Genomic DNA, 19,991 nt, shown 5'->3' with positions numbered 1-19,991 from the left:
AGAAGAGGTGATAGCGTGCTCGAAGGCAATAACTTCACACGCAACAAATTGAAACCCTATCGGTTGCTGGTTCCATTGCTGCCATTCATCGGCGGTGCGTTCCTGCTCATAGGGACGAATGAGGCACATGCTGCCGGTTGGGAAAATGTAGTGTTGCACAAGCCTGTAAGCTCAAGCGGTTACACGCAACCCTATGATCCCTCCAGAGCGGTAGATGGGTCAATCGAGCCAACAAGCCGCTGGTATCAGGCAAGCAATGGTGAAAAATGGATCCAGGTAGATCTGAGAGATTGGTATACCGTAGATCGATATGTTGTTACAGGTATGGGTGTCCATTATGGATGGAACGATCAACGTGATCCATACAGTTTCCGATTGCAGACAAGCAGCAACGGAATTAATTGGGTGACTGTAGATACCGTCCAGAATAATGAAAGCTCTAATGTTGAAAAGAGCATTGCCCCTGTAACTACACGATACTTGCGATTAACTATTGATCAAGGAAATGCAAGAAACAATCAATGGACTTCCATCATGGAATTCGCAGCTTATGGGGAGCAATTGCCTATTCCACAGGCTCCGGGCCATTTTGCAGGAACCAAAAATGGAAATACAGTGGAGTTAAGCTGGGATGCTGTTCCTTATGCAACATCATACAAAGTCATACGAGATAGCGTAACGCTCTATACAGGCAGCTTAACCCAATTCATAGACACTTCAGCCTTGCCGCCAGGTGAAGCAATTTATACGGTTCAGGCTGTGAATGCTAAAGGGGAGAGCACTCCCTCAGAGGTTAAAGTGATTATACTTACCGATGCCGAGAGAGTTGCACAGGCAAAAGCCGCTCTTGCTTTAGGCTTTGCATCTGGAGATACAGCTGATTCGGTATCTCAAAATCTGACACTACCCCTCACTGGATTGAATGATACGACGGTGAGCTGGAGTTCGGATACTCCTGACGTCATTACGAATGAGGGGGCTGTCACACGCCCGCGGTACGATCTGGGTGACCGAAAAGTAAAACTTACAGCTACGATTGCAAAAGGAACCGCCTCGGATACTCAAACTTTCGAAGTTACCGTACCGAAGATAACTGCACATGATACATTGGATCAAGCAGCAGGTGCCCTCTCGCTTGGCGATTTGTCTGCGCTGACAGAAAATATATCTCTCCCATTATCCGGTTATGGTGGTACGCAGATCGAATGGTCCTCGTCCAAACCTCTTGTCATTGCATCAGATGGAACACTCACCAGACCCTCTTATAGTAGTGGAGATACTGACGTTATCCTAACGGCTACCCTGCAACTTGCAGGCTTAACGAAAACAAAGAATTTTACTGCGCATGTATTCCGTCTGCCCATGAGCGATACAGAAGCCGTTGACGCAGCATACAGGGCGCTTGAGTTGCCAATGACTACAGTAACCGGAGACGTATATTTGCCAAAAGACGCATTGAATGGTGTTCAGGTGTCATGGTCATCGACTCAGCCCCAGTTCCTGGATCATACGGGGCATGTAACATTCCCAAGCTATGTGCAAGGCGATCAGACCATCACGCTGGAAGCAGTTGTGTCACGAGGCGGGGTTGAGCTGCGAAAAACATTCAGCCTGCTCGTGCCCGCACTGCCCGTAAGTGCTGATGAAGCCGTAAATTTGGCAGCAAATACACTAAATTTGGATTATCCGCAAGGGATTAAGGATTCCATTGCTCTGCCTCGTACAGGAGCATTTGACACCCAGATTGACTGGTCTTCGGATCAACCGGATATCCTCAGCAATAGTGGTCAGGTGAATCGGCCTAAATATACAGACGGTGATGCGAATGTACAATTAATTGCCATTATTTCTAAAGGTGCAGCTTCTGTACAAAGAACATTCACGATCACAGTGCTGAAGGCATTGCCGAATACACCTTACGTACGATTGAACGGCAGTAATCCAATTGTTCTGGAAACCGGCGACAGCTTCACTGATCCAGGAGCCAGCGTACTGGACAGTGTTTACGGCAATATCCTGCTCCCTGAGCTTTCAGGTAGCGGGAATGTTGATACAAATGTACCTGGTGTATATGTATTGAACTATGCTTATAGCGACAACGGGGGTTGGACGGCAGAGCCTGCAGAACGCCATATAAACGTGCTGCCTCGTGCTGTTACAGCCGCAGCAGGCAATGAGGATATAGCCTCTGTGATCGTTACAGGCGCCTTACCGAACGCACGGCTTGAGCTGTACAATGCTCAGCAGGAGCTTATAGCGGAAGGAATTGCTTCCGGAGAGGGTAGATATACATTTATACCCGTTCCTGAAGGAGCCACCTACTATGTGCTACAGAACGTAAATGGCATGAAGAGCGCTCCGTCAGGGCTAGTGTATCCGCAAGGGTTAACCGCGCAGCGCGTTGCCGATTCCATCACAAGCATAACACCTCCTACAACAAGTGATACATTGCTCAGGTTGCCTGTTGTACCTGATGGTTTCCGTGTGACCATCAGCAGCAGTAGCCAGCCAGACATCGTGCGTACAGACGGAACTATTGTTCAAGCAGGTACTCCTTCCGTTGTAACTATCATGCTGGATGTTATGAGGGTAAGTGATGGTTCTCATGCTTTGACGCAAGCCATAGAAGTCACCGTTCCTGCCAAGGTAATTGCGAATACAGGCAAATCTAACAAAGATAAGACTGAGGATCTATCTACTTTCGTGCCACAGATCGGATTTTCCGAACAAGGGAAAGAGTTCTCCCTCTTTGTTCCTTCGCCGGCATTTCTGGATGAGCAGATACAGCAAGCACTTCGTGAGGGCAAAGCATACGCAGACATTCGTTTGGAGCAGGAAAAACAAATGAGTCGTGTTCTCCTTCCTCATTCTTTACTGAATAAGTGGGATAAGATGGGTGCATCGGTAATATCCCGATATGGAACACTGAGGATATCCAGTGACACCTTAACCAGCATGGCCTCAGGTCAGCAGGACGTTACATTGTCATTCCAGCAGGTAGATGTACAGCGTGCACAGCAGATCCGTGATTGGGCTGAGCAACAATCCAGCCTGACGCTGATGGGTCCGGTTACAGACATCAAAGCTAATGTGACAGGGACATCGACCATCATTCTACCGCTGGATAACGAATCCTTAGGTGAGTTACACAATGCAGAGCCCCAGTTCTCCATTCTTGTTATTCATGAGAATAGCGAGCGTGAGATTCTAAAAGGTACTGCTGTAATGGATTCAAAAGGGATTTTGTCGGGTGTGAGTCTGAATACGACCGGGTTAGGTACCTTTGCCATCGCCACAGATGCAAAGCCTCAAACCGGTCATACCCGTGTGCAAAATGCCCCAATCAATTCGTCAGATTCGCAAGAGCTAGCTCAAGTATGGCCAGATGTACAAGGCCATTGGGCTGCGAAGTCCTTGCAATCTCTTGCAGACAAAGGCTGGATACAAGGCTATAAAGACGGCAACATACGTCCTGAGCGCGCTGTAAGCCGTGCAGAATTTGTAGCCATACTGACCAGAGCATTGGGAACTGCTGGAGATGAGAGCCCTTCTACCTCATTTACAGATATGAAGGGACACTGGGCTGGATCAGCTGTGGATTCTGCTTACCGTCAGGGATGGATTCAAGGGCTAACCGCTCAAACTTTCGGACCTGATGAAAGCCTTACCCGTGAACAGGCGATGGTGATCCTGTCACACGCGATGCAGAATCAGACATCCATTTCCAGCACTACTGCACTGCAATCCTACAAGGATGAGCAGCAGATTTCAGCGTGGGCCTCCACAGCATTCCAAAATGCAGTATCCTCCGGCTGGATCAGCGGTTATCCAGATGGAACGCTCAAGCCAAAAGCGGCTATCAGCAGAGGTGAGATGGCTGAACTGTTAGTACGTATGCTTAAATAAGAATTTTCAAGTTTCATAGATCAGATGAGTATAGCCAATACAACGCGGCCTCCAAGCTTTTCGGGGGGCCGTATTTTTTATGTGTATTTTATGTAGGAGCCTTCAACAATCATTTTTGCTTGGTCATTCACCCTTTTCGCTTCAGAAAATATATTATGAGTATCTGCGAAACGGGGCGATGAACCACCTGTCACCTCTACTGTAGGAAGAACGATCAGGAGGAGATATTTGAGCATGAAACATAAAAAACCGTTCAGGTTCAGTGGTGCATCAAAAAAAGATGAAGACTGTAAACCAACAAGAGTAAATAGAAGTATCGAAGATCTTCTCAGGCTGATTAATGAAATGACCGCGATTATCCCCATCGTGTTCGCAAACCCTTCTGCGGCTAATGTATCTTCCTTGCAACAGGTTTTAAGACGTCTGTTGTCTCTGGCGAAAAGCTTAAGGCTTCGCGGCGGGGCCAAGGCAGACTTACTGGCAGCGCTGGAGCTTGCTATTGTTGCGTTAGAAGCTACACCTTTCTCGCCGATCGGCGTAGGTACTGCACTGCAACAATTGCTGGATGCGCTATTGTCCATCGTTTTACAAGAATCCCTCGATCCTGCTCTTAAAGACAGCTTAATCAACGCGATCAGAATCGCTGGAACGATGGTTAGCAACGTATTAGGTGAAACATACTTGTCAGGGGAGCCCGGTGCACAAGGACCCCCAGGGCCTCCAGGGGTTCCAGGGCCTCCAGGACCTCCAGGACCGGTGGGACCCGGCGGTGCGCCTGGACCAGCAGGTGGACCAGGGCCACAAGGGGCTCCCGGACCTATCGGAGCGGCCGGACCTGTGGGCCTTGACGGGCCTGCGGGACCTGTGGGCGCCGCTGGGCCCGCTGGGCCTATCGGGGCCGCTGGACCGGAAGGCCCTGCCGGACCTGTCGGCGCTACGGGTGCTACGGGGCCCGATGGTCTACCGGGCGCAGTTGGCGCTGTCGGACCCGCTGGGGCCACGGGTGTTACGGGCGTTACAGGGATTACCGGAGCCACCGGCTCGGGAGCCATCATCCCGTTTGCTTCCGGAGGGCCTGCTACACTGACAACTGTTCTTGGTGGGCTGGTAGGAACCACAAGTTTGATCGGCTTCGGAAGCTCAGCTACAGGTATTGGCCTCGTAGGCGATACCATTGACCTCACAGGTACGCTTGTAGGACCGCTTATTAACTTTGCTTTTTCCGTACCACGGGATGGCGTAATTACCTCTATTGCTGGTTACTTCAGTACAACAGCTGCTCTGACCCTCTTAGCATCATCCGTTAGCATTACTGCCCAGTTGTTTAGTTCCCCAACACCTAATAATTCCTTCACAGCGATTCCCGGAGCTACCGTTATATTGACTCCCCCACTGACTGACATTGTTGCTTTGGGAACGATCTCTAGTGGTATTACTACCGAATTGGCTATACCCGTAACCGCGCAGACCCGTCTACTTATGGTCTTCTCAGCAACGGCTACAGGAGCCTCCCTCCTCAACACCGTGGTGGGTTATGCGAGTGCAGGCATTACCATTACCTGATCCAAGCCGAAAAGGGCCCAACAGGATTGTCCTGTTGAGCCCTTTTTATTTGTATTCCATCAGATGAACTAAACCGTTTCGAGCGATATTTTTACTTCTTCTCCCTCTTCACAAACAGCGAACGTTTTAACTTGTCCGTGATCAGGCTCTTGAACGATGCCTGTCTGCAGGTCAATTTTCCAGTCATATAAAGGATCATAGATATAATGACCAGATACTATCGCCTCTGTAAGAGGACCTCTTTTGGGATGAGGATTGATATTTTCAACGGCATAAAGCTCATTCTCCGAAGTGCGAAAAACAGCAATTTCGACACCTTTGATGTGGATGGTACGTCCTATTCTGATCGGAAAATCCTTACTGTGACCGACGACAAGCCATTCGGCATTTTTGATCATTTGCTTGATTGCTCCCTTCCTCAGGCATTTTAGATACAATTACACAATAGACGGGGTGACAACCTCGAATAAATTTTTGCGTGAATCCTCATCATTGATGATCTTTTTCCAAGGGTCTTCGACCTGTTGCAGTGCAAATTCGATACGTTCTACTAAAGCTTGGCGATTAGCTGTATCCTGAACGACTGCTTTCTGAATCTCTTCCAGACCGATCCGTTCCACCCACTCCGAAGTACGTTCCAGGTATTGTCCTGTTTCGCGGTAGAGTTGCATTACGCTACCTACAATATCAATCAACTCGGCGTCGGTTTTCACTTTACAGAGTGAATCAGCCAACCGTGCTTTAATACCGCCATTACCACCGATAAAGATCTCCCAGCCCCCATCATTACCTACGATTCCGATATCTTTGGTACATGATTCCGCACAGTTGCGTGGACATCCATTAACCGCTAATTTGAATTTTGCCGGGAAATCCAGTCGTTCGAATTTCCGTTCCAACACTTCTCCCATTCCCATCGAGTCCTGTGTACCAAACCGACAAAATTGCGATCCAACACAGGTTTTAACCGTACGAAGTGACTTCGCGTAGGCATACCCCGACGGCATATCGAGTTCTTCCCATACTTTAGGCAGATCCTCTTTACGGACACCGATCAAATCAAGCCGCTGTCCTCCTGTTACTTTAACGACCTTAACGTTGTATTTAAGAGAAACATCTGCTATCTTCTTCAAATCTTCTGGGGTCGTTACACCGCCGTACATTCTAGGAACAACTGTAAACGTTCCATCCTTTTGAATGTTTGCGTGCAATCGCTCATTTACAAAACGGGAATCCCCCTCATTTTCATAGGTGTCCGGGTTAATCATTCCCAGATAGTAATTCAGCGCCGGCCGGCATTTGGAGCAACCTTCATCATTATGCCAACCCAGTACATTCATAACTTCACGCGTTGTTGTCAGCCCTTTGGTTTTGATCGCTTCCACAATCTCGTCCCGGCTCAATGTTGTGCAGCTACATATTCCTTGCTTGGCTGACGTCTTGAAGCTGTCTCCAAGAACATATTGTAGAATCTGCTCCACGACCGGCTTACATCCTCCACAAGAACGAGTTGCTCCGGTACATGCTTTAATTTCATCGACTGTAGTCAGCCCATTGTCATTAATTGCATCAACAATGGCCTTTTTAGTAACACCGTTACAGCCACACACAATTTCATCATCGGCCATCGTTTCAGCGGATGATGTTTTCGACCCGTGATTGCTGCATCCAGTACCCATGAGCTGTCCATATATTTCATCTGTCATCAATGTTTGCTGACGCACATATTTTTGCAGGCTAGCAGATTCGCTCACATCGCCAAACAGTACAGTTCCAACAATCTTATTTTCACGAAGCAGCACTTTTTTGTAGGTCCGCTTCCACTCATCTTTTGCAACAATCACCGTATGTTCAGGCTGGGTTATGAATTCGCCAGCTGAGAAAACATCCACCCCTGAAATTTTGAGCTTGGTGGAAACCACCGATCCCATATAACCTTCAGTTTCCGCGCCTGCCAAATGTTTGGCAATGACACTTCCCTGCTCAAACAGCGGAGCTACCAGACCATAACAGATTCCGCGGTGTTCAACACATTCCCCTACAGCATATACATCCGGCACAGAGGTTCTCATCAAATCATCGACTACAATACCACGGTTCGTTTCCATACCACTTTGCACAGCTACCTGAATATTAGGCTTGATCCCAACCGCCATAACGACCAAATCCGCTTCCAGCTCGCTTCCGTCTGAAAACCGCAATCCTTGTACGCGATCTTGACCGTACACCTCCGAAGTTTGCATTTGCATAGCAAACTTGATTCCTTGGCGTTCTAGTTCTGCTTTTAGCATCGCAGAGGCTTCCCGGTCTAGCTGACGTTCCATCAAATCTTCCATTAAATGAACGACCGTAACATCCATCCCCAGATTGACCAGGCCTTTAGCTGCCTCCAGCCCCAACAGACCTCCACCAATGACAGCGGCCTTTTTATAGGTCTTTGCCGCTTCCAGCATTGCCGAGCAATCGGCGATATCTCGGAAACCAATAACTCCCGGTAATTCTTTACCCGGAATAGGCAGAATAAACGATTGTGAACCAGTAGCCACCAAAGCCACATCGTAATCAATTTCCAGTCCGTCTTCGGTGAGAATCTTCTTGTTCTCACCGTCGATACTTTTAACCATTTTTCCTGTATATAAAGTAATCCCTTGATCCGCATACCATTGCAAATCGTTCAGTATGATATCATCTATTGTTTTACTACCTTCCAACACATAAGAGAGCATGATCCTGTTATAGTTCGGATGCGGCTCACTTCCCAGGACTGTAATTTCATATTTATCTGTTAATTTTAAAATTTGTTCGACCGTATTGATACCAGCCATCCCGTTCCCTATAACCACAAGCTTCTTTTTACTGTTTATCATATACCGGTTCCTCCATTCATTCGACGCTACTTCCTATCCGACGACATCTCTACGTTTCTAATGAATATTGTTTATGCTTCTATTTTAATACAGCAGATAGAGCTATATGTGACTAGAATCACAATGTAGTTAAAATTAAGAATATTTAGGGATTTCCCTATTCCGTTTCAAGGGATTTTGCTCCATTCTCTACACTGGCTCTCAGTGCTAGATAGCTCTATAACAACAACAGAAGTGTTTCGTGTGAGATCTGCCGTAATGATTAGATTTAAAAATAGTGTAGTTGATGATCATTTGCTCTGGTCATCGAACGAATCTTTCCAGTTCATGTGTAAATACAACCTTTATAAGGAATACTTTAGGGACAACTTGTATCTTAGAATTGATTCGTTTGGAGGTGGTCATCTTGTGGTCTAAAATAATTTCTTATATTCCGAGCTGGAGTATACTCTTTCAAGCAGGCCTCGCGTTGATTATTCCTTTAGGGATTTATTATATAAACACCTCGATTTATTCGTTTGTCGGTAGTAAGGGAGCGAAATCCAAACATTCTTCCGGTCGGCCGCTCTCCGATGAAAATAACGAAGGGCACCTTGATCAACAGAATAAACCAAACTCTAAAATTACAGGGAATTACGATTCCGATTTAAATTCGATCCGAGAGTCTATAGGCGGAAATAGTGATGTGCATTTTCGTGAGTTTATGTTGAAAAAATTTCATGCTCGGTCCGTATTAGTCTTCATAGAAGGCATGCAGGATGAAAAGCTTATGAGCAATCAGGTATTGGAGGTCTTGATGTTTGAGGGCCAGCAGGACCAACAGGAACAGCCGGAAAGTATAAGTAGCTCTTTTATAAAAGATAGCTTGATGCCACTTACGCAAATTAGTGAAGTTACCAGTATGGAGGAACTGCACGAGTTCATCCTTTTAGGTCATACTGCCTTATTAATTGAAGGAATGAAGGAAGCACTACTGGTAGGCTCGCCTAATGGCGCCATTCGCTCCGTCAATGAACCAACCTCTGAAGCACTACTTCGGGGTCCCAGAATCGGTTTTACGGAAGTATTAAGTGAAAATACTTCGATGCTTCGACGCCAGGGCTTAAATAAAAGTCTGGAAATGAAGAAATTTCAAGTGGGAAGCCGAATCAAAAAGGATCTGGTTGTCGCGTACATCAAGGATATTGTGAATCCGGATCTTCTTGAAGAAGTAAACCGCAGAATATCAAAAATAGATATGGATTTTTTGGCTGAATCCGGTTATGTGGAGCAACTCATCGAAGACAATTATTTAAGTCCGTTCCAGCAGGTTCACAACACAGAGCGACCCGACCGTGTCATTAATGCATTACTGGAAGGAAGAATAGCCATTCTTCTGGACGGGACTCCCTTTGCACTTATTGTCCCGGTGACCTTCAGTATGCTGCTTCAATCTCCCGAGGATTATTATGAACGCTGGATTCCAGGTTCACTTTTACGTTTGCTGAGATTTTTTGGAGCTTTCATAGCGCTGATGGGCCCTGCTTTGTATATCTCTTTTATTTCATTTCATCCCGGTTTGATTCCGACCAAGCTGGTCATTAGCATCATTCAGACCCGTCAAGGCGTCCCTTTTCCTTCCGTCATTGAAGTCATGATTCTGGAAATTTCGATTGAAATCCTGCGGGAAGCCGGCATCCGATTGCCCAAACCCATTGGTCCTGCAATGGGCATTGTGGGAGGCTTGGTCATCGGCGACGCTGCTGTAAATGCGGGCATCGTCAGCCCCTTCCTGGTGATTGTGGTTGCGGTAACTGCCATTTCTTCATTTTCGATACCGACATACAGTGCGGGCATTACCTTGCGCCTACTGCGTTTCGTCGGCATGCTCTTTGCAGCAATCCTGGGGATGCTCGGAACCATATTGTTCTTTCTGTTGATTTGTATCCATCTGACGAAATTGAAAAGCTTCGGCGTCCCATATGTGACTCCCTTTTCCCCGATGCGTCTAAGCGACTTGAAAGATATGTACATCCGAGCTCCTATATCTCTAATGAAACGAAGACCTGTTATGATGAAAACGCAGCAAAAAAGGCGTAGACCATGATGCCAAGACGAAGGAGGAGCTACTGTGTTTAGACGCTCTGATGACAAGATCACGACGAAGCAGGCGGCTGTATTCCTGACCAATACCGTATTGGGCGCAGGGATTTTGACACTGCCGAGGGGTGTAACTGAACAAGTACAGACTCCTGATGCATGGCTTTCTGTCCTCATCGGTGGAGGTATTGTCATATTCGTCGTCTGGGTCATGGTGAAATTAAGTCAACAGTTTCCCGGAAACACCATATACCAATACTCCAGAAGAATTGTAGGCACTGTTCCGGGAGGAATCTTAAGCGTGCTATTGATTATATACTTTATAATCATTGCCGGCTTTGAAATACGTGTGTTAGCTGAAGTGACCATGTTTTTTCTACTCGAAGGCACACCCATCTGGGCGATTGTGATTCCATTTATCTGGGTAGGGAGTTATTTAGTTTTTGGAGGCATTAATCCCATCGTGCGACTGTACCAGATTGTACTTCCAATCAGTCTTTTCTTTCTGCTTTTTTGTTTTCTCTTTAGCTTAAGGATTTTTGAAATTGATCATCTTCGTCCCGTATTGAGTGAAGGGGTTTTGCCCGTCATCAAGGGGCTGAAATCAACTATCCTTGTTTTCAGTGGATGTGAAGTCGTCATGACACTGGTCGCTTTTATGCAGCACCCCGAGAAGGCATTTAAGGCCATGGTAGTGGGGATCAGTATCCCTTTAATTTTGTACTTTTTGACCGTAGTTATGGTCATCGGCGGGCTATCGGTAGATTCCACTGTGACAAGTACTTGGCCTACCATTAATTTGATGCGCAGTTTTGAAATCCCTGGATTTCTTTTTGAACGTCTAGAGTTTCCACTGCTAGTGATCTGGATGATGCAAATGTTTTGTAATTCCTGCAGTTTTTTCTTCAATGCATCCTTAGGTGTTTCACAGGTGTTTGGTTTTAAATATCGTTATGCGGTTTTCGGTTTAATCCCGCTAATCTTTATCTCCACAATGACTCCTGTTCGTATGATGGAAGTGTTTAGCCTGGGCGATGCGATCGGATATATGGGAATCCTATTATTTATTTTGATTCCGGTATTTCTCTCCATTGTGTTCATGATCAGGAAGAAGGGAATGAAGCAAAATGTGTAGACGACCTATCCTATCTGTACTGCTTGCCTTTATTCTTCTGGTGACTCAAGTCGGTTGTTGGAGCAGCAAAGAAGTAGAGGAACTTAGCATATATACAGGACTTTCTCTGGATAAGGGGGAGCTCACTCCATTGGAACAGGATCTGGAGAAGAAAGGTAGCCGTTACTTCAAGAAAAATAAAATTACGGCCAGCGTACAAATCGTCCCCAAAAAATCATCTGGAAGCCCAAACCAACAAGGCGGAGGAGGGGGACAAGAGCCAAACTATAACAACATAACTGGCACAGGAGATTCTTTGCTTGAAATCTTCCGGCAGCTCTCTCTCCGTTTGGATCGCCCCGTTATTGGCCACCATCTAAAGGTCATGGTGGTTGCCACCGATTTGGCGAAAGAACAGACGATGCAGCAATTGATGGATTTTGCGCTTCGTGATAATGATATTCGCCCGAGTTGCTTGGTCTTCTTAAGCAAGGGACGAGCAGCTAGTACTTTAGTTACCAAATATAAGGAAGAAGTCCCATCCATTCATATTCTGTATATGCTTCGTAACCATTTCAGAACCAGCAAGGTAATGAGGGGGGTCAATTTGTCTGAATTGGATGGGATGATGCATTCCAAAAAAAGCTATATATTGCAAAACATCACTGAATCCGATGGGGAATTGGAATTTTCAGGTGCTGGTATTATTAAAGGAGATACCGGTCACTGGATAGGCAGTTTGGACCAACAAGACGTGGAGAGTATTGGCTGGATTACAGGTGATGTTAAGGGCGGAGCTGTAAAAACATATGACAAGCGGAATGAAGCTATCACTTACGAAATCAAATCGGTAAAAAGCAAAATAACAACTAAAGTAACCGAAGGCAACGATATCTCGTTTCACGTAAAAATTGAATCCAAAGGACGTTTAATCGAAAACTGGGATGATAAAGCGGACCCGACTGAGACACAAAACATGAAGGAGGCTGAGAAAGAGTTTGAAAAACAAGTGACTCGCAGGATTAAGTCTCTTATGCACAAATTACAGTCAGAATATAAAGTCGATGTTGCCGGTTTTGGTGACCATTTGCATATTGAGAAACCGCAGGTGTGGAAAAAGGTAAAGGATAATTGGGATTACAAATTCAGCAAAACCCCCGTAACCTTTGATATAAAATTATCCATTACGGATTTAGGTTCATCTGCTGAATGAAATAGTCGCTCCTGAATTTACAGAAGCGACTACACACTTAATTCAAATTGATTTTAAATACATCCCCTGCATTGCCACCCAAAACGATCAAGCCACCTTTGGGCAGTACAACCGAATTGTTATTGCTAGCAGTTGAAAATTGTACAACTGCTCCGTTTTCATCATAGACAGCGAACCCTCCGCTTGTTGGAAAATCAACGGTCATCGTTTTATTGGCTGAGTTTTTATCTATTTTATACCATGTGGCTTGGCCATTAGATGGTACAGTGTGCACTGATTTTCCTCCCAAGATAGGTTTAGCAGCATCTTCACTGATATAGGATTGTCCATCTATGGTTAAATACTCCGAACCATCCTTGGTATAAAAATTCAGATCAAATGCATCTCTTCCACTCATAACTGGAATCTCAACGGCATTTACTGCTTTATTCTCATTCACAATTTTAGTACCACTTGCGTATCCATCATGATCAACGGATATTTTTTTCGTTATAAATGAGGGGGCCAGATAAAATATGGAAGATATCTTTTCATCCAAAGCATAATAAATTCTCCCGTTTCTGTTTTCCCATGCCTTTTTAACTGTGGGATTTACAGGATTGGCATCTAGCTTTTGATATTCATAAGTCACCATAACCATTTGACCTAATCCCGGAAAGTCTAAATATAGGTTAGCCTTAATATACGTTTTCCCGTTTTTTTGTTTGTCAAAGCTTATGGCTACACTGCCATCACTGCTTTTGAATTGTCCATTGCCTGTATACACATATTTTTGCGCCGGGACGAATCCATCCAAGAAAGCAGGTAAATCAAACTCACCGTTTTTAATCTCTACATTGATGGTTGTACCCACAGAACCGTATAATCCCGAATAAGAAAGTAAATCAGATGGCATTTCCACTTTTACAGGAGGCTCAAATGTTTTCTCAGGTATGATGTCTTTAATGATGCCCTTATCTTTTAAAAGTTCCAATAAAATGTTAGAAGCAAAAATACTATCTAAGATGGAAGACCCTCCAGATGAAAGCACAGCCATAGAAATATGATGCTCTGGTATGGTGATCAAAGTAGAGTGATACAAAACAGTATCCCCACCCTTGGATAACGCAGTTATTCCGTAATCACTAAACGGTGCCAACTGAACCGCATCCCAACCAAGTCCATAATTAAAGCTGTTTGTCTCTTCAGGTACCCATATTCCTTTTCGATATTCATGACTTTGCATGGACTTCGCCGATTGGGCAGATAGAATATCGGGTCTGTTCCCCGTTAACACTTCTGAAAACATAGCCACCTCTTCTGCGGTGGAGTATAAGCCCCCTGTCCCGATGACATTGGCATTTTCAACCGGTAAGGCCCCCTCAATCGCAGGAAAATAAGTTTTGGACAGCTTTTGTCTATCAAATTGATCGAGAGGTGTTTTGGTAGATTTCAAACCCAAAGGGGTACTCATATGCTTTGCCAGGAAATCGGTGTAACTTAGACCGCTCACCCGCTCAACTAATATTTCAAGCAATTGAAATCCATCATTGGTATATACGGAATATTCGCCAGGGTTTGATTTTAAAGTTTCTGATTGCAACCTTAGCAAGAGCTCATCATGATTTTCTGTATCATTGTTATTAAATAACATACTATTTTTATAGTGAGCACCATAAAGACCTGACGAATGATTTAACAGCATACGCGGTGTAATTTGTTTGTATCTTTCATCAGACATTTTAAAGTCCTTAATGTATGTTGTTAATGGCTGATCAATATCTACCTTATGGGCATCCACCAGCATCATCGTTGCAGCAGATACATACATTTTGCTTGTAGAGCCTATACCGAACATCGTATCTTTGGTGATCGGCTCGTTGGTTGCTTTATTCTTTACACCCACGCTATCCGATAATACGATGTTTCCATGATCCATAATGGCATACTGCACACCGCTAACACCGTATTTGGATACCAGCTCCGAGGCCAGACTGCGAGCCTTTTCCTTGATAGGTTCATCAGTGCCTTGAGCAAAAGTATTCGTCATCGGCAGTACAAAAAGCATAGCAGAAACGAACACAGCTATTATTTTCTTCATTCCATATTTCCTCCTCTTATAGCTTCACCAGATTTTATGACTGACCTGATCATACAATGAACGAGGATTCTATATAAAAAAACACCCTTAAACGAAAAAAACAATCCCTAAACAACATGATGTCTAAGGAATGTCCTTATAAAATGGCAATAAAACCATATTATTGAATACTTTATTTCTCGTTTCAATGGTCATATTCCCACCATATTTGTCACATATTCTAGATATATTGGTTAAGCCAATGCCATGAACATCTGGGTTTGATTTTTGACTATGCAAATGAGCCACTTCATTCTCCACATGATTAAGGATGTGAATGAAAAGCGCGGACTCATTGGAATGTATTTTAATAAGAATGTACCTGTCATCAGCAATCTTGACCTTTTTAGATGCTTCTATGGCATTATCCAGCATATTCCCTAGAACTACACATAAATCATAACGTTCAATATTTACTTTCTGTGAATATAAGTTAAGTTGGGTATCTACCTTGATGCCATTGGCTTGTCCAATGTTAAGACTATTCGTGACAAGGGCATCTATAACCAGATTACCGGTATTAACCCTTTGATATGCTCCTTCGATTTTATTTAAGGTAACCTTAATATGTTCACTCGCCTCAGCCAATTCATTTCTCTTGATACATTCTTCAATATACAAAAACTGTTGGTGCGTATCATGAATGATTCTTTTTATATTTTTGAAGCTGTGAACCGTTTTTTCATAATTGGCATCTTGGTAGTCCATCTGATCTTGTAATTGAGCATTTTCATGCATTAATTGAAATTTTTCAATGACATTATCAAAAATATATATGATAAAAACATTTAAGGAAATAAAGCCAATAATAGAACCAAAATAATACATATTCTTTTCACTATAAACAGATAAAACATTGACCTGGTATAAACTTATGATGGGAACGATTAAAAATAAAATATAGTAACGATGCTGCAAAGGGAAGGTTCTTCGTTTGGCAAATAACCGTATAATCTGAATGACAGCAAACATGATAATGCAGCTGAGTAACATAACCTTAGAGAATATCAAGTGATCTTGTTCACTCAAATGGCTAAAGTTGCTAATTTTAACAGAGCCTACAGCATATAAAATATAAAGAGATATAAAATTAACGATGGTTATCAATACAGCATAAAGGATAGAAAAGATGATCTTTGTCTTTATTTCCACTGTATACGATTGCGCTAAACTAAATATGACAAGTAATGCTAAAATCGAAGATATCGTAGGAGCCAAATAAACACTTAAATATAGGGAATCCAGCAACCCAAAAATAATGAAGTACACGAATCTGTTCGGCTTTCGATTGGACTTATCAAAAACCGAGTTAAAGTAAAAATTCACTTGGAAGCACATAACAAGGACAACGCAAAGATTAAGAAGCAGGGAGTTATATTCCATCATATTAATGCATCTTCATGATCATAAATTTGGTATATAGATCTTTAACTTCTTTTATTTTAGAACGCCCAATAGGTAACTTCACATCATTTGACATCAAAACATCACCGCCAGCAAATTTTTTCACATGAATTAAGTTTATAATAATCGAACGATGAATTTGTAGAAAATTATGTTCTTTTAATGCTGAAGCATAGTCCGAAAGAATCCCTTTGCTATCATAGGTTTGAGTAGAGGTTACAAAATGCAGTTTGTTTTTTATGGTTAAGCTTTTGACCACTTCAATACTAATGATATCATCATATTTTAAAAGCACTTCCTCATAAGCTGACTTGATGATAACGAATTTTTTATCGAGAGATTGAAAATATTGACACAGCTTTATCATTTTTTCCTCAAAGATATGGGGAGCAATCGGTTTTATTAAATACTGAAATGTGACTACGTCAAAACTTTCCACCATATATTCAGGGTAGCTCGTTAAAAAAACAATCTGTTCATCCAGGTGATTTAAACTCCTTATTTTTTGGGCGGTTTGGATTCCGTTCATGCCACTCATTTCAACATCCAATATTAAGATATGGAATGGAGACTCATGGTTTTGATAATGAGATACCAGCTGTTCTCCGGAGTCGAATAATTCAACTTTAAATTCTATACTGGTCTTTATCGACAAAGTAATCAGCATATTTTTAACAAGCTCTCTCTGCTTGTGCTCATCATCGCAGATAGCCACTCTATACATAAATAACATACACCTCGTTCCCATTGCATTGATCATGGAATTGTATTCTAAACAGTATATAACCTTTTAATATTCTATAAACAGCTTTTGGATAAAACGCAAATTCAAATCCCTCAAATGCCAGTATACAAGCTGCTCAGCAGTTGCATCCAAGGTAAAAAAGAAACCCTCGTCTTAAAAGACGGGGTTTCTTAACTATATTATTGATCGTTATTTTAAAAAATCTGCTCTCTTGTCTCCACCGTGGGAACGTCTGGCAAAGTCGACAAATTGGAATTTGTCCAGCCGATGCCTTGACTCGGTATACTGGAACAACGTGGTGTCCTCCAGATAAACATAGTTACGTACTACGACCACATGAGTGTAGTTCTGAAGGTCCATCAGCCTATGATCTTCTTCGTCTGCATTTTCTACGGAAACGACTTTTTTTGCATAACTGATTTGAAGATGGAGCTCTCCCTCCAAATATTCGTAGATGGATCCACGACTAATTTCCTCAGTAAGCACAGATACAATGTCTGATCGAAAGTAATCTTTGTCCAATATGACGCATTCACCTTCAATTTCACGTGCACGAACGACTTTCCAGACCAAATATTTGTCTTTGTCAATCTCAAGATGATTGGCTATGTCATCTGGAACTGGAAGTAGTTGATTTTCATGTACAATGGTTCGTGATGTACGCCCAATCCGTTCGGACATTTCCTTAAAACTGACCAGACCTCCTATAGGAAAATCCATCCGTCCCATATCCAGAACAAAAGATCCTTTAGCTTTTATTTTATGGATATACCCATTTTGTGCAAGCAAATGGAGTGCCTTACGTACGGTTTCGCGAGAAGTGTTATACTCCCGGGCCAGTTCATTTTCAGATGGCATTTTCGTACCTGGAGCCAATTCGCCTGTCTGAATCTGTCCCGAATAATCCTGATAAATTTGCAAAAATATATTCTTTGTCAATTTTCATCACCACGTTCATTGTAGCATTCTTTCACTTCCCTGTTCACTATAATAGACTGTGCGAATTGAAACTGAATTAATTCCTATGACCTGATGAAGAATTCAAATGAATTTTCATTAAGGTATACTGCAAATCGTCTGCCTCACCTGGCAGTTCCTCAACCGATTTAATCATACTTTGGCCATCCGGGACAATGACAGGTGTAATGATGGGATATCCAGATTTCTGAATCAGATCACGGTCAAATTCCATCAATAGTTGTCCTTGCTTCACAGTTTGATCTGTCTCCACATGTATGGTGAATCCCTCACCCTTCAGTGACACCGTATTGATCCCCACATGTACCAGAATCTGTACCCCTGTCGGATGCTCCAAAATCAAGGCATGCTTGCTTTTCATCATGATATGAATAACTTTTCCGCTGAAAGGGGCAAGAATCTTACCATCCTTCGGTTCCACTGCGATACCCTGTCCCATCTGCCGTTCGGCAAAAGCCGGATCAGGAACCTGCTCCAACGGCACAACACGTCCCAGTACCGGAGTCTTTACTTCAAGCACATCCAGTGCAGAATCTTGACGGCCCGAATCTTTCCGTACGGAGTCGTTAGCTGGTGTAGCTGGAGTCTGACGGCGCTTATTTAGCAGTTTTCCATACATAAAGGTTAAAGTGAACGGTACAATCAATACGATCGCCATCCCAATGAAGAATACACCCCAGTTGTTTGGGAAAATAGACAAGAAGCCTGGAATCCCTCCCACACCAATGGAAGAAGCCATCACATGATTTACGGTAAGCAGTATACCTGCGATACCGGAACCGATCATTCCAAATACGAACGGATATTTATATCGGATATTCACCCCGAATATGGCAGGCTCGGTTACACCCAGAAAAGCAGACACAGAAGAGGTAAGAGCCAACCCTTTTCCCTTTTGCTCCTTCAATACTAGCATCATGGCCAATGCTCCGGCCCCCTGAGCGATATTGGACAGCGCCAGCATCGGCCAGAGGAACGTTCCACCCTGCGTACCAATTAATTGCACATCCACCGCCAGGAAAGTATGGTGCATTCCCGTAATCACGAGCAAGGAGTACAAGCCTCCATAGATCAAGCCTCCCACCGCAGGAGCCCAATCGAAAACGTATACAAGACCAGACGTAATAGCATTACCAATCATAAAAGTAACCGGACCGATCACTGTAAAAGCCAGAAATCCCGTTATTAATAATGTAATCGGTGCCACGAGTAACAGCTTAAATGAATCCGCTATCTTTTTATTTAGGAATTTTTCAATTTGTGCAAGTACGTAAGCGGATACTAAAACAGGTAAAACCTGTCCTTGATAACCAATCTTGTTCACTTCCCACCCAAACAAATTCCAAACCGGAACGGTTCCTTGGGTAACGGCATCCGCATAACCGTATGCACTTAATAAATCTGGGTGAACCAGAATCAGACCCAGTACAATCCCGAGTAAAGGACTGCCGCCAAACCGGACAACGGCTGACCATCCAATTAAGGCAGGTAGGAATGTAAAAGCGGTGCTGGCAATGGTGTTAATGATAGCAGCAAAGTCAGTCCATTGAGGATAGACCTGAACCAGAGCCATACCTTCGAAGAAAATCCCCTTGCCTGTCAAAATATTATTTATTCCAAGTAATAAACCTGCAGTCACGATTGCGGGCAAGATGGGGATAAAAATATCTGCCAGCGTCTTGATGGCACGCTGAATTGGATTTTGTTTTTTGCTTGCTGCATTTTTGACATCGTCTTTAGAAGCCCGACTACCTCCTGTAATGGAGATCATTTCGTTATATACCTTATCCACCAGGCCTGGACCAATCACGACCTGATACTGTCCTTGTGAAGAAAATTGGCCTTTGACCAAATCATTTTGTTCAAGTGCTTCTTTATCGACCAGCTTATCATCATAAAGGGCAAATCGCAGACGAGTTACGCAATGCGTAGAGGCCTCTATGTTGTCTTTGCCACCAACGGCTTTTATAATGTCTTCTACCTGTGATCTTTCAATCGCCATT

At 43.6% G+C, this 19,991-nt stretch carries 12 protein-coding genes; 5 read left to right on the top strand and 7 right to left on the bottom strand.

What is annotated here, in order from left to right; genetic code table 11:
- Window positions 1-15 precede the first annotated feature (15 nt).
- Window positions 16-3,906, top strand: a complete 3,891-nt coding sequence (locus MKY75_RS03110) for an immunoglobulin-like domain-containing protein (protein WP_340884274.1) — start codon at window positions 16-18, stop codon at window positions 3,904-3,906.
- Window positions 3,907-4,140: 234 nt separating this feature from the next.
- The gene (locus tag MKY75_RS03105) at window positions 4,141-5,469 is read left to right on the top strand and encodes an exosporium glycoprotein BclB-related protein (RefSeq protein ID WP_340884271.1); all 1,329 of its coding nucleotides are present in this window, start codon (window positions 4,141-4,143) and stop codon (window positions 5,467-5,469) included.
- Window positions 5,470-5,537: 68 nt separating this feature from the next.
- Here MKY75_RS03105 and nirD read toward each other — a convergent pair whose 3' ends face one another.
- Together nirD and nirB are read right to left on the bottom strand one after the other, a co-directional pair.
- Window positions 5,538-5,867 (bottom strand): nitrite reductase small subunit NirD, encoded by a 330-nt coding sequence (gene nirD, locus MKY75_RS03100; protein WP_029515880.1) that lies wholly within the window; start codon window positions 5,865-5,867, stop codon window positions 5,538-5,540.
- 39 nt (window positions 5,868-5,906) lie between these two features.
- Window positions 5,907-8,336 carry a nitrite reductase large subunit NirB gene (nirB, locus tag MKY75_RS03095; protein ID WP_029515881.1) on the bottom strand — a complete coding sequence of 810 codons (2,430 nt, stop codon included), beginning with the start codon at window positions 8,334-8,336 and terminating at the stop codon, window positions 5,907-5,909.
- A 406-nt stretch (window positions 8,337-8,742) separates the two neighbouring features.
- Here nirB and MKY75_RS03090 point away from each other — a divergent pair, with 406 nt between their 5' ends.
- The 3 genes from MKY75_RS03090 to MKY75_RS03080 are packed head-to-tail and all read left to right on the top strand — an operon-like array spanning window position 8,743 to window position 12,742.
- Entirely contained in the window at window positions 8,743-10,422 is a 1,680-nt protein-coding gene (locus tag MKY75_RS03090) for a spore germination protein (RefSeq protein ID WP_029515882.1), read from the top strand.
- Between the two features lie 24 nt (window positions 10,423-10,446).
- A complete protein-coding gene (locus MKY75_RS03085) occupies window positions 10,447-11,550 on the top strand; it encodes a GerAB/ArcD/ProY family transporter (RefSeq protein WP_029515883.1) in 1,104 nt (367 codons plus the stop codon).
- On the top strand, window positions 11,543-12,742 hold the full coding sequence (locus tag MKY75_RS03080; protein ID WP_241113470.1) for a Ger(x)C family spore germination protein: 1,200 nt from the start codon (window positions 11,543-11,545) through the stop codon (window positions 12,740-12,742). Before MKY75_RS03085 ends, MKY75_RS03080 begins: the two co-directional genes overlap by 8 nt.
- Window positions 12,743-12,779: 37 nt before the next feature.
- Here MKY75_RS03080 and MKY75_RS03075 read toward each other — a convergent pair whose 3' ends face one another.
- The 5 genes from MKY75_RS03075 to treP all read right to left on the bottom strand — a co-directional run bounded on the left by MKY75_RS03075 (window position 12,780) and on the right by treP (window position 19,990).
- Window positions 12,780-14,822 carry a serine hydrolase domain-containing protein gene (locus MKY75_RS03075; RefSeq protein WP_209949391.1) on the bottom strand — a complete coding sequence of 681 codons (2,043 nt, stop codon included), beginning with the start codon at window positions 14,820-14,822 and terminating at the stop codon, window positions 12,780-12,782.
- A 123-nt stretch (window positions 14,823-14,945) separates the two neighbouring features.
- Window positions 14,946-16,247 (bottom strand): GHKL domain-containing protein, encoded by a 1,302-nt coding sequence (locus MKY75_RS03070; RefSeq protein ID WP_340884269.1) that lies wholly within the window; start codon window positions 16,245-16,247, stop codon window positions 14,946-14,948.
- Window position 16,248: 1 nt separating this feature from the next.
- Entirely contained in the window at window positions 16,249-16,989 is a 741-nt protein-coding gene (locus MKY75_RS03065; protein WP_165148237.1) for a LytR/AlgR family response regulator transcription factor, read from the bottom strand.
- Window positions 16,990-17,199: 210 nt separating this feature from the next.
- Window positions 17,200-17,949 carry a trehalose operon repressor gene (treR, locus tag MKY75_RS03060; RefSeq protein WP_069010927.1) on the bottom strand — a complete coding sequence of 250 codons (750 nt, stop codon included), beginning with the start codon at window positions 17,947-17,949 and terminating at the stop codon, window positions 17,200-17,202.
- Between the two features lie 76 nt (window positions 17,950-18,025).
- A complete protein-coding gene (gene treP, locus MKY75_RS03055; protein WP_340884268.1) occupies window positions 18,026-19,990 on the bottom strand; it encodes a PTS system trehalose-specific EIIBC component in 1,965 nt (654 codons plus the stop codon).
- Window position 19,991 lies beyond the last annotated feature (1 nt).

The sequence above is a fragment of the Paenibacillus sp. FSL L8-0663 genome, from assembly GCF_038008125.1.
Taxonomy (GTDB): Bacteria; Bacillota; Bacilli; order Paenibacillales; family Paenibacillaceae; genus Paenibacillus; species Paenibacillus polymyxa_D.
Note: the sequence above shows the minus strand (reverse complement) of the source record. Positions and strands in the feature narration are given on the sequence as shown.